Here is a 14609-nt window from a genome sequence, read left to right on the forward strand (position 1 = left end):
GCGTTAATCGCCGGGGGGGTTTTCAAAACCCCATTCCCAAAACCAAATCGTTGCCTATTTTGTATTCCCAAACCCGCCATATTCGACTTATCCGCAACAAAAAGGGCCCCGCCGCGGAAAGCGACGGGGCCCTTCTCGAAAGGCGTCAGACGCCCAGATCGCCACCGAGGTAGGCGGCCCGCACCTGCGGGTCGTCCAGCAGCTCGGCACCGCGGGCGCTCTTGACCACCGTGCCGGTCTCCAGCACGTACGCGCGGTCGGAGAGCTTCAGCGCCTGCTGCGCGTTCTGCTCCACCAGCAGGACCGTGGTCCCGCGTTTGTTGATCTCACGGATGATGTCGAAGATCTGCGCGATCAGCATCGGCGCCAGGCCCATGGACGGCTCGTCGAGCAGCAGCACCTTGGGCTTGGTCATCAGCGCGCGGCCGATGGCGATCATCTGCTGCTCGCCACCGGACATCGTGCCGCCGAACTGGGTCTTGCGTTCGTTCAGCCGCGGGAACAGCTCGTAGACCTCGTCGAGGTCGGCCTTCAGATCGTCCTTGCGGGTGTAGGCACCCATCAGGAGGTTCTCCTGCACCGTCATCCCGGGGAACACGCCCCGGCCTTCCGGTGACTGGCCGATCCCGAGTTCGACCCGCTTGTGGCCCGGTGTCTTCGAGATGTCCTTGCCGTCGAAGAGGATCCGGCCGCTGGTCAGCGGACGCAGGCCCGAGATCGTCTTCAGCGTCGTGGTCTTGCCGGCGCCGTTGGCCCCGATGAGCGAAACGATCTCGCCCTCGCCGACCTCGATGCTCATTCCCTTGAGCGCGGCGATCTTCCCGTAGTGGACGTTGATGTCCTGAACCTCAAGAAGCATCTTCCGCCACCCCCAGGTAAGCCTCGATCACCTTTTGGTTGTTCTGCACCTCGTGGGGGAGCCCTTCTGCGATCTTCTGGCCGAAGTCGAGCACGGCCAGCCGGTCGGCGATCTGCATGACCAGGCCCATGTCGTGCTCGATGAGCAGGACGGTCCGGCCGTCGTCACGGATCTTGCGGATCAGTTGCTGCAGCGAGTTCTTCTCCGCCGGGTTCATCCCGGCGGCGGGCTCGTCGAGCAGCAGCAGCTTCGGGTCGGTCGCGAGCGCACGCGCGATCTCCAGACGGCGCTGGTCGCCGTAGGAGAGGTTCTTCGCGGTGTTGTGCTCGACCCGGCCGATGCCGACGAAGTCCAGCAGTTCCCTCGCCAGCTCGCGGCCCCGCTTCTCCTCCTTGCGGTGGATGGGCAGGCCCAGCGTCGCCGAGATCGCGCCGGTCTTGTGGTGCGAGTCCGCACCGACCATCACGTTCTCGAGCGCCGACATGTTGTGGAACAGCCGGATGTTCTGGAACGTCCTGGCGATCCCGTTCTGGTTGATCTTGAACCGCTTCATCCCGTCGATCCGGGTGTCGCCGAAGCGCACCTGGCCTTCGGTCGGCCGGTAGACGCCGGTGATCACGTTGAAGACCGTGGTCTTGCCGGCACCGTTCGGACCGATGAGAGCGAAGATCTCACCCTGGTCGATGGTGAGGTTGACTTCCTTCAAGGCCGTGACACCGCCGAAGCGCATCGTCACCTTGTCGAATTCGAGCAGCGCGCTCACTTCGTCACCTCCGCCGAAGCCTCGGAATCCGGACCCGCGACTTCGGCGCCCATGGCACCCATCCCGCCCGTTCCTTCTCGTAGTTCCGCCTTGCGCTGCCGCGACGGCAGCAGACCCTCCGGCCGCAGCGCCATCATCAGCACCAGCACACCACCGAAGATCAGGATGCGGTATTCGGACAGGAACCGGAACCGCTCCGGAAGCCAGGCGACGAGGAAGGCGCCGAGGATGACGCCCGGCAGGTTGCCCGCACCACCGAGCACCACGGCCGCGAGGATGGTCGCGGACAGGATGAACGGGAAGTTGTTCGGCTCGATGAAGACGGCCTTGCTGGCGTAGACCACACCGGCCATCCCGCCGAGCATGGCGCCGATGGCGAACGCCAGCAGCTTGAACTTGAACGTCGGGACACCCATCAGCTCGGCGGCGTCCTCGTCCTCGCGGATGGCCGCCCACGCCCGGCCGACGCGGCTCTTGTGCAGCCGCACCGAGAAGACGATCGCGACCACGATCGCCGCGACGATCAGGTAGTAGTACGGCGCCGGGTCGAGCAGGAACTCGGTCCCGAACATGGGTTCCGGGTGCGGGATGTTGGTGATACCGCGGGCACCGCCGATGGCGTCGGTGTTCGTCGCGGTGATCCGGACGATCTCACCGAAGCCGAGCGTCACGATGGCCAGATAGTCACCGCGCAGCCGCAGCGTCGGAGCGCCGAGGATCACCCCCGACATCGCCGCCAGGAAGACGCCGAGCACGAGCGTGCCCCAGAATCCCCAGCCGTGCTGGGTGCCCATCACGGCGAGCGTGTAGGCGCCGATCGCGAAGAACGCGACGAACCCGAGGTCGAGCATACCCGCGTGACCGACGACGATGTTCAGGCCGATCGCCAGCAGGATGTACACCCCGACCGGGAAGATCAGGACCGTGGTCCAGTCCGATTCCGGTGACATGAACGAACCGATCGCGGGAGCGGGAAGGATCAGCGCGCCGATGATCAGGGCGAGGTACACGCCATAACGCTGCCAATGCGGGGCGCGTGCCCACCAATCCCGCATACCGTCCACGGGGTGAAAGCCGTCGCGTCCGGCCTTGCCGTTCTGTGGGGACTTTTCAGCCACTTCTTCGTTGCCCTTCATGCGCGTGCCCGCTGCAGCGATTCACCGAGGATGCCGGTGGGTCGGAACATCAGGACCAGCACCAGTACCACGAAGGCGGTGACGTCCTTCCAAGCCGAACCGAAGAAGATGGAACTCCAGTTCTCCACCAAACCGAGCACGATGCCACCGAGTAGAGCGCCGCGCAGGTTGCCGATACCTCCCAGCACGGCCGCGGTGAACGCCTTGATACCGAGGAGGAAGCCGATGCGGTAATCGGTGTTCTCGTACTCCATCACGTACAGCGCCGCGGCGACACCGGCCATCGCGCCACCGAGCAGGAAGGTGAGGCGGACGATCTTGTCGATGCTGACACCCATCAGCACGGCGGCCTCGGGATCCTGTGCCGTGGCACGGATACCGCGACCGATGCGGGTGCGGCTGACCAGCTGGTCGAGCCCGATCATCATGATCACGGCGCCGACGACGACGAAGACGTGGTCCGTGCGCACGACACCGTTGCCGATGTGGAAAAGCTCCTCGTGCGGGATGAACCGCGGCGCGTTCTGTTGCACACGGCCGGATTTGTCGGTGATCCATTCGATGATCTCGAGGCCGAACAGCTCCTGGAGGAACAGCGAGGCGCCGATGGCGGAGATCAGGGCGGCGAGCCGGGTCGCGCCCTTCTTGCGGAGCGGCCGGTAGGCCACTTGCTCCAGCAGGACCGCCGCACCGCCGGACACGGCGGCCGAGGCGATGATGATCAGCAGCAGTACCGCGATCATCCCGAACACGCCGAGCGTGATCGGGGCGGTGCCGCCCGCGATGGTGATCAGGACGAACAGGGACGTGACCGTCCCGATCATGAAGATCTCGGAATGTGCGAAGTTGATGAGCCGGAGCACGCCGTAGACCATTGTGTAGCCGAGGGCGATGAGGGCGTAGATGCTTCCGGCGACCAGTCCGCCGATGGTGCTACCGAGGAACTGGGCTTGCAGATCTTGAAGCATGACGTGGATGCCTTACGGGACGGGGCGAGGATTTCTTTCGCCACATTTGCGGGAAGCGGGGGTGCTGTGTACGCACAGCGCCCCCGCTTCCGTTAGGTGTTCCTATCTGCTCCGTCAGCCGTTGAGCTTGGCTTCGGTCGAAACGCCGAGGTTCTTCAGGACACCACCGGTGACCTGGTAGATGTTGATCGCGTCCGTCGACGGTTCGCCGTTCTCCTTGAACTTGATCTGCTTCGAGGCACCCTTGAAGTCGATCGTCTTGAGGGCCTCGTTGATCTTCTCCGAGGTGGTGGCGCCGGCCTTGACCGCGTTGATGATGGCGGTCGCGGCGTCGTAGCCCTCGCTCGAGTAGATCGCCGGGTCGACGTTGAACGCGGCCTTGTACTTGGTGCTGAACTCGTCGGTGGAGCCGGCGTCCGGGATGTTGCAGGGGCAGCCGACGACGGCCTTCTCGGCGGCCGCGGCACCAGCACCGCTGATCAGCTGGGCGTCGAGCGAACCGTCACCGGTGGCGAAGGTGGCGGTCACGCCGCCGTCACGCAGCTGCTTGAGCAGACGGCCACCCTGGGCGTAGTAGCCACCGAAGAGGATGATGTCCGGGTTCGCGGCCTTGACCTTCTGCACGGTCGAGGAGTAGTCCGACGCGTCCTTGGCGAACTTGTCGCGTTCGGTCGGGACGTTCTTCTCCTTCAGGGTCTTCTCGAAGTTGTCGGCGAGGCCGACGCTGTATTCCTGGTCGTCCGAGATGACGTAGGCCTTCTTGGGCGACTTCGCCGTGATGAGGAAGTTGGCGATGGCCGGACCCTGGCTGGCGTCGCTCGCGACGACACGGTGCCAGTACTTCCATCCGTTCGACGCCAGGCCCGCGTTGGTGGCCGACGGCGAGACACTCGGGATCTTGTTCTGTTCCAGCTGACCACCGATGGCCTTCGACTCACCGGAGAAGGCCGGGCCGATCAGGGCGGTGATCTTGTCCTGGCCGACGGCGGTCGCGATCAGCGACGTCGCCTGCTCGGGCTTGCCCTGGCTGTCGTATTCCTTGAGCTCCAGCTTCGTCGCCGGGTTCGTCTTGTTGTACTCGTCGATAGCGAGCTTGGCGCCGTTGCGGGGCGGGATCACGATCCCGGAGTTCTCACCGGTGAGGTCACCCATGAACCCGATCTTCAGCGTGCTGCTGTCACCGCTGCCGGACGAGCTGCTGCCGCCTGCACAGCCCGCCAGCGCCAGCGACGCAGCCGCCGCGACGGCGAAAACCCGTCCAAAACGCACTCCTGACACCGACTACCTCCCATGACCAACCAGCCGCCGGTAGGCGTTGCCCCCGACACAGGGGCTAGGTTAGGGCAGGAAGATATCCCCCTACGCCATGATCTGCCCAGACGCCCATCACTCTGTGTCCACATCGTGACGGTCGAAACCAGAACGAATTGCACGAAAAGGCGAATGTTGCCGGTTGACGAGTCTTCGCTGGTCACGCTGGGGATTCACCGCTACCACGTCGATCATGCTCGTGGGTAATGATCATGTTTCGGCCGCGTATCTTGCGTTTTTTCAGCTCCTTCGTGGGCGGCCGTTCGTCGTAGCAAAGCTGCCCCAAAGGGCGTCAACGGTGCCCCCTCTTCCCTGGCGCCATGACAACCGATGGTTGTCGTCGCGGTCCGAACGGCTGTTGGATCCCGGCCCTGACCTCGCGATTGGCTGTTCCCATGACGATGAGTACCGAAGCGATCGAAGGTGTGGCGGCAGGAGTCCCATTCGTGGCGTTGCCGCCGCAGGACGGCGAACGTCCGGCCCCGCTGGTGCTGACCTGGCATCTGCTGGGCGCGCCGTTCAGCGAGGCGGCGATGGCGGCGGCGCTGCCGATGCGGGGACTGCGCGCGTGGCGGGTGCACCTCGGATTGCCGCTGACCGGGAAACGGTTCCCCGAGGGCGGTTTCGAGGGCTTCTTCCGGCTCGCGAGCGAGGACAACGTGCTCAACGTGGTCGAACCGCTCACCAAGCAGGTCGAAGCGGAGTTCCCGGCGGCGGTGGCGGAACTGCGCTCCCGCTTGTCCATTGAGGACGGTCCGGTCGGGCTGGTCGGCGGTTCGCAGGGCGGCGGGGTCGCGCTGCAGATGCTGACCCACGCCGAGATCGACGTGGCGGCCGCCGCGCTGGTGAACCCGGTGACCCAGCTGGCGCCGGTGATCGCGGCGAACGAGCGGGTCTACGACGTCACCTACCCCTGGTCGGACCGCTCCCGCGCGGTCGCGAACGAGTACGACTACGTGCGGCGGGCGGACGAACTGACCGCGCCGATCCTGCTCGTCATCGGCGAGGAGGACGACGTCTCGATCACGGAACCGGCCGAAGCCCTGCACAAGGCGCTGGGGGAGCGGCGATCCGAACTCGTCACCATCCCGGGGATGGCGCACGAATTCGCCGAGGCCCCCGGCCTCGAACCGGCTCCGCAGACCGAACACGCGAAGCTCGTCGACGCCGAGCTCACGCGCTGGTTCGCCCGGCACCTAACTGCTTGAGGTCGTCGTCCGGCAGCCAGGCCCGGCCGGGATCGTAGGCGCACCAACCTTCTTCGTGGCTGGTCCGGCCCGCGAGCGCCAGCAGGCGCCGCAGGGCCGGGCCTTCGCCGCGGCGCCATACGACCGACCACGGGAACAACGGCGACGGCTCGAACGGAAGAACTCGCAGATTGAGGTCGGACGCGAGGTCCATGTCGGCACCGGCGAGAGTGACCCGCTGCTTTCCGTAGCGCGTCTGTTCCAGTGTGTGCCGGAGGTCGTAGCTGACCCCGGAGTCGTCGATCGGGACGTCGAATTCTTTGCATAGGCGTTGCAAATAAGAAAGCCATTCGACCGGGCCGCCCAATTGCGGAATCCAGATGCCCTCGTTCCGGAGATCGGACAATTTCAGGACATCGTTGTGCGCGAGCGGGTGTTCCGGCGCGAGAAGGGCTACCAGCGGTTCGAGCCGCACGAGCCGGTGGTCGAGCTCGGCGGGCACTTCGCGGCCGAGGTCCGCGACCCGGCCGAACGCGAGGTCGATCTCGCCGCGGACCAGCGGGTCGAGGGCGTTGGCCAGCCCGCGCCCGGCGACTCGCTCGACCGCCAGCGCCGGATCCCGCTCCGCGATGCGCCGCAGCATGTACATGGGGGAGAGGCGCGGATCGATGACGTCGAGCCGCGGCGGGCGGTCCTGGAGGCCCATCGCGGCGACGGCGGCGTCGGCCGCGCGGATCAGCTCGCGCGCGTGCGGGAGGAACCGGTCGCCGTCGGCCGTCAGCTCGACGGACCGGTTGGTGCGGCGGAACAGTTGGACCGATAGCGCGTCTTCGAGCTTCCGGATCCGCTTCGACAGCGCTTGCTGCGTGAGGAACAGGGATTCTGCCGCGCGACCGAAATGGCCGTGGTCGGCGGTCGCGACGAACGCGCGCACCTGGGCAGTGTCGAGATCCACGTCCCTGAAGGTACGTGAAGGGCCCCTTCCCTCGGCTCAGCCGAGGAAACTCGACCTTCGTACCGTGAAGGCCCCCTTGCCTACCCTCAAGGTAGTGAAGGAGGCCTTCACGGACTTCCGGTTCCGGTGCCGCTCAGGCGCCCGGCGGCCGCTCCCGCACCACGCAGGTCAGCCGCGCAGTGCACGACCGGCGCCCCTGGTCGTCGGTCAGCACGATCTCCGCGGTCACGGTCCCGCGTCCGACGTGCACCGGCGTCGCGACACCGGTCACCCGCCCGGACCGGACCGCCCGGTGGTGGGTGCACGAGAGTTCGAGCCCCATCGTCGCCTTGTCGGTGCCGGCGTTGAGCGCGCAGACCATCGAGCCGAGGGCTTCCGCGACGACGGCGTTCGCGCCGCCGTGGAGGAGGCCGTAAGGCTGGAGGTTGCCCTCTACCGGGATGCTGCCCACGACGCGTTCGGGACCGAATTCGCTGATCTCGAGCCCGAGCTTGTCGTTGAGCTGCTGTCCGGCGAAGGCCGGGTCGATCCCGGCGAAGGATTCGAGGGCTTGTTCGGTCACGCAGAGCTCCTTAACATTCGTGAACCCGCGACCACGATCGCGTCGCCAGGGCGCACGTTATCGAGTTTTTCTCACGTCCTGCCCAAGGGTGCCCTGCCGCCCCGATCGCGGGGCCTCCGGCCAGGCGGGTTCCTGCGCCAGGGGGCTGAGCGGCCCCGCCGACAGGCCGCAACAGACACGACAGGCAGGACTGTCAGACCCTCACCCTAGACTCGCTCCCGTGAGCCCGAGTGAGAACAAGACCGTTGCCAACGCCACACCCGCCACCGCACCGGCCGAGCGGCCCAAACTGCTGCTGATCGACGGCCATTCGATGGCGTATCGCGCCTTCTTCGCGCTGCCCGCGGAGAATTTCAAGACGAAGACCGGGCAGACGACGAACGCGGTCTTCGGGTTCACCTCGATGCTCATCAACCTGCTGCGCGACGAGGCGCCGACCCATCTGGCGGTGGCGTTCGACCTCTCCCGCAAGACGTTCCGGTCGGAGACGTTCGCGGAGTACAAGGCCAACCGCAGCAGCACCCCGGACGAGTTCAAGGGCCAGGTCGGGCTGGTCGAGGACGTGCTCAAGGTCCTCGGCATCCCGGCGCTGACGAAGGAGAACTACGAAGCCGACGACATCATCGCCACGCTCACGACACAGGCGACCGCCGAAGGTTTCGACGTCCTCATCTGTACGGGCGACCGTGACGCGCTCCAGCTGGTGACCGACCAGGTCACCGTGCTGTACCCGAAGCGCGGCGTGTCGGAGATGACCAGGTTCACCCCCGAGGCGGTCGAGGAGAAGTACGGCCTCACTCCGGCGCAGTACCCGGACTTCGCCGCGCTGCGTGGCGACCCCTCGGACAACCTGCCCAGCATCCCGGGGGTCGGCGAGAAGACGGCCGCGAAGTGGATCAGGCAGTTCGGCTCCTTCAACGAGCTGATCGACCGGGTCGACGAGGTCAAGGGCAAGGTCGGCGACGCGCTGCGCGCGCACCTCGGCGCGGTCATGCTGAACCGCCAGCTCACCGAGCTGATCCGCGACGTCGAGCTGGACCTCGGCCCGACCATGCTCGAGCTGCGCCCGTGGGACCGCGAGGCCGTGCACGCGCTGTTCGACGAGCTCGAGTTCCGCGTCCTGCGGGACCGGCTCTTCGCCACCCTGCAGAGCGCCGAGCCCGAGGCAGAGGAGGGTTTCGAGGTCAGCGGTTCGAAGCTCGCGCCGGGCGCGCTCACGGAATGGCTGTCCGCGCACACCGGCACGGACAAGCCGGTCGGCCTCGCGTTCCGCACCACCGGCGCCTCGGTCCGCTCCGACCTGAAGGCCATCACCTTCGCCGCCGCGGACGGCGAAGGTGCGTACGTCGACGTCACCACGATGGACGCCGAAGACGACAAGGCACTCACGGCCTGGCTCGCCGACGAGAAGATCCAGAAGATCGGCCACGAGCTCAAGGTCCCCCTGCACGCCGTCCGGGCACGCGGCTGGACGTTCGCCGGGCTCGTCATGGACACCGCGCTCGCGGCGTACCTGGTCCGCCCCGGCCAGCGCACCTTCGAGCTCGACGACCTCGTCCTGCGGTACCTGCACCGCGAGCTGCGGTCCGAGGCCGACACCGGGGACGGGCAGCTTTCACTGCTCGACGGCGGCGCCGAGGACATGGAGCAGAAGGAGATCCAGGCCGAGCTGGTCAAGGCCCGCGCGGTCGCCGAGCTCGCGGGCGCGCTGACCAAGGAGCTCGAAGAGCTGGGCGGCGCGCAGCTGCTCGCCGAGCTCGAACTGCCGTTGCTGCAGGTGATCACCGGGCTCGAAGCGGCGGGTATCGCGGTCGACATCGAGCATCTGACCGACCTCGAAGCGCATTACCTCAGCCGGGTGACGCAGGCCGCGGAGGAGGCGTACGCGGTCATCGGCAAGCAGGTCAACCTCGGTTCGCCGAAGCAGCTGCAGGTCATCCTGTTCGACGAGCTCGGCATGCCGAAGACCAAGCGCACCAAAACCGGCTACACCACCGACGCCGAGGCACTGCAGAGCCTGTTCGAGAAGACCGAGCACCCGTTCCTGCAGCATCTGCTGGAGCACCGGGACGCGACCCGTCTGCGCACCACGGTCGAGGGCCTGATCAAGTCGGTCGCCGACGACGGCCGCATCCACACCACGCTGCTGCAGACGATCGCCGCCACCGGACGGCTCTCCTCGGTCGACCCGAACCTCCAGAACATCCCGATCCGCACCGAAGAAGGCCGCCGCATCCGCGACGCGTTCGTCGTCGGCGACAGGTACGCCGAGCTGATGACGGCGGACTACAGCCAGATCGAAATGCGGATCATGGCGCACCTCTCGCAGGACGAGGGGCTGATCCAGGCCTTCAACAGCGGCGAGGACCTGCACACTTTCGTGGCGTCGCGCGCGTTCTCGCTGCCGCCGGAGGAGATCACGCCGGAGCTGCGGTTCCGGGTCAAGGCGATGTCGTACGGCCTGGCGTACGGGCTTTCGGCGTACGGCCTTTCGCAGCAGCTGCGGATTTCCACCGAAGAGGCCAAGGAACAGATGGAGGCGTACTTCTCCCGGTTCGGCGGCGTGCGCGATTACCTCCATTCGGTCGTCGGCGACGCGGCGAAGGTCGGCTACACCGAGACGATCTTCGGCCGCCGCCGTTATCTGCCGGACCTCAACAGCGACAACCGGCAGCGGCGTGAGATGGCCGAGCGCATGGCGCTCAACGCGCCCATCCAGGGCAGCGCGGCCGACATCATCAAGGTCGCCATGCTCAACGTGCACAAGGCGCTGACCGAGGCGAAATTGAAGAGCCGCGTGCTGCTGCAGGTCCACGACGAGCTCGTCCTCGAGGTCGCCGATGGCGAACGCGAGCGGCTGGAAACGTTGGTGCGCCAGGGAATGGGTTCGGCCTACGAGCTGGCGGTCCCGCTCGAGGTCTCCGTCGGATACGGGCGGTCCTGGAACGACGCCGCGCATTAGGCCTCGTGAGTGGTAATGACGGTTAGAACCGTCATTACCACTCACGATCGGTAGGGTCTTCCGCGTGACTTCCGAGCGCGGACGCTGGCGGGTGCGGCTGCGCGATCATCGTGGGCGGGTCCTGGGTGCCGGGACCATGCTCGACGCCGGGCATCTCCTCACCTGCGCTCACGTGGTCGAAGGCCAAGACGGTGTCGCGGTGGATTTCGTGGCGCTTCCCGGTGTGGAGCCCGGAATCGCCACGATCGTCGCGCACGCCGCGCCCATCGGCGACGACGGCGGGGACATCGCGCTGCTCCGGTTGCGTGACCCGGAGGAACAGATCTCCGGCGCCCCGCTTCACCGGACCGCGCTCGAAGACCATCAACGCGTCCGCGCGTACGGCTTCCCGGCCGGGTCGGACGGTATGTGGTCGCTGGCGACCGTCGTCGGCGACGGCGGGCACGGCCTCGAACGCGTCCAGTTGCACCGCGATCCCGGCGCCGAGCCGATCACCCACGGCTTCAGCGGTTCCGCGGTGATCGCCGAGAAGACCGGCCACGTCGTCGGCATGGTCGCGACCCGCTACGCGACCGAGGCCGCCCGTGTCTCGTGGATGATCCCGGTCGAGACCATGCTCGGCTACCTGCCGGAACTGCGCCGCTGGGCCGAAGGCAGCCCCGCGATCGACCCGAGTTTCGGGCACTACCCGGAGCCGCCCGCGCTCGATCCGCGGTTCGCGGCCGAATTCGCCCGATGGCTCGGCGGGGACGGCCGCGCCGACGTCCGGGTGATCATCATGGGACAGGACGATTCCGCCGTCGCCGCCTCGTTGCGGCGCGCCGTCGTCCTCGCCGACCGCGAAAGCGGCGCCGGCCGGACCGTGACCGGGCCGACGGTGCCGCCGGTGGGCAGTGTCGTGCTCGCCGTCGACGCGATCGGCAAGACCGCCGACGAGGTCCGCCGCCGCATCTCCGACCGGCTCGACGTCGCCGCGGATTCGCCCGCCGGCCGTCACGGTTCCGGCCGCACCGTCGTCGTCTACGGGATCGACGAAGCCGCCGAACCCGACGAACTCGTCGGTGAGGTGCTCGTGCCGCTCGCCCAGCGCGCGCACGAACTGGGGCTGCGGCTCGCGCTGGCGTTCCGCGAGGCGACTTCGCCCGGGGTGAGCGTGGTCCGGTCGAGCACGGACGTCCTGCCCGCGGACGAGGACGACACCGAGGGCCGTCTCGCCGTCCTCGAAACCCGGTTGGGTGAACTCGCCAAGCTGGAGAAGGACAATGCGAGCGACGCGCCCCGCTTCTCCGACACCCCGCACGTTCATCCGAAGGAGCGTCGGCTGCGCGGCGCGTTGACGCAACTGCATTCGGCGGATCGGGACGGTGACACGGATTGGGTGAAACGGCAGCTTCCGGTCTGCGAGCGTGCCGTGGCCAAAACCGTCGATCGCGCTCGCGAGCTGCGCCGCCGCCTCGACGAGAACCTCGCCCGGCGCGCGGAACTGCGCGCGCGGCTCGACGCGTACGGGGAGATGGCCCGTAACGGCGGGCTCGTCGAAGACGTCGAACTGGATGCCGCCTACGCCCCCGCCTGGCGGATGCTCTTCGAAGGACCGTGCGACCTGGCGGCCGCCGCGGCCGCCGTCGAGCGGTACGCGGACACCGTACGGAAACGGATCGACGGATGACGGCCTGCGGACGGGACGGGTGCCCGGGTGTGCTCGGCAAGACCGGCTTCTGCAAGATCTGCGGATTGCCGCCCGGCACTCCGGAAGAGCCCGCGCCGCGGGAAAAACCGACGCTGGTGATCCCCGGCCCCGGTGAGGCGCCGACCAGGATCACCAGCACCGTGGTCACCCGCGCCCAGCGGATCGCGGGCCACGCCGGCGCGGACGACCGGGTCCCGCTGCCCGTCGTCGAACTCCCGGACGTCGCGGGCCGCCTGCTCACCGAGCCGCATGTCCCGGAGGAGGAACGGTTCTGCGGCAAGCACGGCTGCACCGCCCCGGTCGGCCGTTCGATCGGCGGCGGGCCCGCGCCCACCGAGGGATTCTGCCCGGTCTGCCGGACGCCGTTCTCCTTCTCTCCCAAGCTCACGGCGGGTGACGTGGTCGACGGCCGCTACCACGTGGTCGGCTGTGTCGCGCGCGGCGGGCTCGGCTTCGTCTATCTGGCAACGGATTCCGGGCTCGGCGACCGGTACGTCGCGCTCAAGGGCCTGATCAACACGAACAACACCGCCGCCGTCCGGATCGCGGAGACCGAGAGCCAGGTGCTCACCGCGCTGGATCATCCGAATATCGTCCGGATCCTCGACGTGGTGGAGCACGACGACTTCCGCTACATCGTGATGGAATTCGTCGACGGTCTTTCGCTGCGGGAGGTCAAGAATCGCGGCCGGGCCGGGCTGGACTCCAGTGAGGGACGGCTGCTGGTGGAGCACGTCGTGGCGTACGGGCGCGAGATCCTGACCGCGCTCGACTACCTGCACGGCGAGGGCCTGCTGTACTGCGACATGAAGCCGGACAACGTGATCCACGGCGAGAAGCGGATCAAGCTCATCGATTTCGGCGCCATCCGCAAGATCGACGACGACGAAAGCCCGATCGTCGGCACCGAGCACTATCAGGTGACGCCGAGGGAACGGGCGACCCACGGCCTCACCGTCCGGTCCGACATCCACACCGTCGGCGTGACGTTGCGGGAACTCTTCCAGGCCAGCGACGGCTGGTCGGTCACCACCGACGCGCGCGGCGTCCGGTTCGGCATCGAATCGTTCCTCCGCGTGCTCGACCGGGCGACCGCGCCGTTCGAACAGCGGTTCGCGACCGCACGCGAAATGCTGGTCCAGCTCGACGGCGTGCTCGGCGAGATCCTTTCCTTGCGGGACAAGCAGTCCAGGCCCGGCGCGTCGACGCTGTTCACCGAAGGGGCGGTGCTGCTCGACGCGGGACTCGGGCAGGCTCCGCCGCTGGAGCACTGGACGCGGGGGACGCCGGTCTCGCTCGGCGCGCGGCCGTCCGCCACGGAGATCGCCCTCGGGCTGCCGGTACCGCGTGAGGATCCGGACGACCCGCGGGCGGACTTCCTCCGTGCCGTTCGCGCGCCCGACGCGGCGCGGTTGCTGAGGAAACTCGACAAGGTGCCCGGTTCGCCGGAGGTCGGATTCCGCCGGTGCCGGGCGCAGCTGGAACTCGGGGCCGTCATCGAAGGCACGCGGGCGGTGGCGGAGGCCGAACGGCTGCTCGGCGAGCGCGCCGCCCACGACTGGCGGGTGGCGTGGCATCGGGGCCTGCTCGCGCTCGGTGCGGGGGATTTCGCCGCGGCCAAGGAGAAGTTCACCGCCGTGTACCGCGACATCCCCGGTGAGGAGCCGCCGAAACTCGCGCTGGGGCTCTGCGAGGAGCACCTCAACGGCGCGGCCGCCGCCGAGCGGTACTACGACGCCTTGTGGGTGCGGGACCGGTCGCAGGTGAGCGCGGCGTTCGGTCTCGCGCGGGTCCGTTTGTCGCGGGGCAACCGGGCCGCCGCCGTCGAGATCCTCGACCAGGTCCCGGAATTCTCGCGCTACGACGAGGCGGCGCGGATCGCCGGCGTGCGCGTGCTGTCCGCGCCGATGCCGGAGACGGGTGACCTGCCGTCGTCCGCGGAACTCGACGACGCCGTGGTCCGGCTGACCGCGTTGGACCTCGACGGCGACGCCTTCGACAGGCTCGTGACGGCGGTGCGCGAGACCGGGCTGGCGGGGGTGCTGCTCGGGCAGGACGGGATCACCGACGGGGAGATCCTGCGCGCGGACGAGACGGGCGCCCGCACCGTGCTGGACAGGTCGTACCGGCGGCTCGCCCACCACGCGCCCGCGCCGGAAGCGCACGACGTGCTGATCGACCTGGCCAACTCCGTGCGGCCGGTGACTCTGGTGTGA

General features: G+C 67.8%; 11 protein-coding genes. 4 read left to right on the forward strand and 7 right to left on the reverse strand.

Going from position 1 to position 14609, the window contains the following annotated elements; translation table 11 throughout:
• Positions 1 to 145: 145 nt before the first annotated feature.
• From ACFWIW_RS06080 to ACFWIW_RS06100, 5 genes are all read right to left on the reverse strand, one after another.
• Positions 146 to 859 carry an ABC transporter ATP-binding protein gene (locus ACFWIW_RS06080; RefSeq protein ID WP_378367403.1) on the reverse strand — a complete coding sequence of 238 codons (714 nt, stop codon included), beginning with the start codon at positions 857 to 859 and terminating at the stop codon, positions 146 to 148.
• Positions 849 to 1622 (reverse strand): ABC transporter ATP-binding protein, encoded by a 774-nt coding sequence (locus ACFWIW_RS06085; protein WP_378367404.1) that lies wholly within the window; start codon positions 1620 to 1622, stop codon positions 849 to 851. The genes ACFWIW_RS06080 and ACFWIW_RS06085 overlap by 11 nt, the downstream gene beginning before the upstream one ends.
• Positions 1619 to 2758 carry a branched-chain amino acid ABC transporter permease gene (locus ACFWIW_RS06090; protein ID WP_378367405.1) on the reverse strand — a complete coding sequence of 380 codons (1140 nt, stop codon included), beginning with the start codon at positions 2756 to 2758 and terminating at the stop codon, positions 1619 to 1621. The genes ACFWIW_RS06085 and ACFWIW_RS06090 overlap by 4 nt, the downstream gene beginning before the upstream one ends.
• On the reverse strand, positions 2755 to 3726 hold the full coding sequence (locus tag ACFWIW_RS06095; protein WP_340688273.1) for a branched-chain amino acid ABC transporter permease: 972 nt from the start codon (positions 3724 to 3726) through the stop codon (positions 2755 to 2757). Before ACFWIW_RS06095 ends, ACFWIW_RS06090 begins: the two co-directional genes overlap by 4 nt.
• Before the next feature lie 114 nt (positions 3727 to 3840).
• Complete coding sequence (locus ACFWIW_RS06100; RefSeq protein ID WP_378367406.1) at positions 3841 to 4995, reverse strand: branched-chain amino acid ABC transporter substrate-binding protein; 1155 nt, start codon at positions 4993 to 4995, stop codon at positions 3841 to 3843.
• Between the two features lie 437 nt (positions 4996 to 5432).
• On the opposite strand from ACFWIW_RS06100, the gene ACFWIW_RS06105 reads away from it, so the two are divergent.
• On the forward strand, positions 5433 to 6245 hold the full coding sequence (locus ACFWIW_RS06105) for an alpha/beta hydrolase family protein (protein ID WP_378367407.1): 813 nt from the start codon (positions 5433 to 5435) through the stop codon (positions 6243 to 6245).
• Here the strand turns inward: ACFWIW_RS06105 and ACFWIW_RS06110 are convergent.
• Together ACFWIW_RS06110 and ACFWIW_RS06115 are read right to left on the reverse strand one after the other, a co-directional pair.
• Complete coding sequence (locus ACFWIW_RS06110; protein WP_378367408.1) at positions 6211 to 7179, reverse strand: LysR family transcriptional regulator; 969 nt, start codon at positions 7177 to 7179, stop codon at positions 6211 to 6213. The genes ACFWIW_RS06105 and ACFWIW_RS06110 overlap by 35 nt on opposite strands.
• A 133-nt stretch (positions 7180 to 7312) precedes the next feature.
• The gene (locus tag ACFWIW_RS06115) at positions 7313 to 7741 is read right to left on the reverse strand and encodes a PaaI family thioesterase (RefSeq protein ID WP_038511292.1); all 429 of its coding nucleotides are present in this window, start codon (positions 7739 to 7741) and stop codon (positions 7313 to 7315) included.
• Positions 7742 to 7961: 220 nt separating this feature from the next.
• On the opposite strand from ACFWIW_RS06115, the gene polA reads away from it, so the two are divergent.
• The 3 genes from polA to ACFWIW_RS06130 all read left to right on the forward strand — a co-directional run bounded on the left by polA (position 7962) and on the right by ACFWIW_RS06130 (position 14609).
• On the forward strand, positions 7962 to 10703 hold the full coding sequence (polA, locus tag ACFWIW_RS06120) for a DNA polymerase I (protein ID WP_378367409.1): 2742 nt from the start codon (positions 7962 to 7964) through the stop codon (positions 10701 to 10703).
• Positions 10704 to 10767: 64 nt separating this feature from the next.
• Complete coding sequence (locus ACFWIW_RS06125; RefSeq protein ID WP_378367410.1) at positions 10768 to 12372, forward strand: serine protease; 1605 nt, start codon at positions 10768 to 10770, stop codon at positions 12370 to 12372.
• Positions 12369 to 14609 carry a tetratricopeptide repeat protein gene (locus ACFWIW_RS06130; RefSeq protein ID WP_378367411.1) on the forward strand — a complete coding sequence of 747 codons (2241 nt, stop codon included), beginning with the start codon at positions 12369 to 12371 and terminating at the stop codon, positions 14607 to 14609. The genes ACFWIW_RS06125 and ACFWIW_RS06130 overlap by 4 nt, the downstream gene beginning before the upstream one ends.

Source organism: Amycolatopsis sp. NPDC058340, assembly GCF_042723975.1.
Lineage (GTDB): Bacteria > Actinomycetota > Actinomycetes > Mycobacteriales > Pseudonocardiaceae > Amycolatopsis.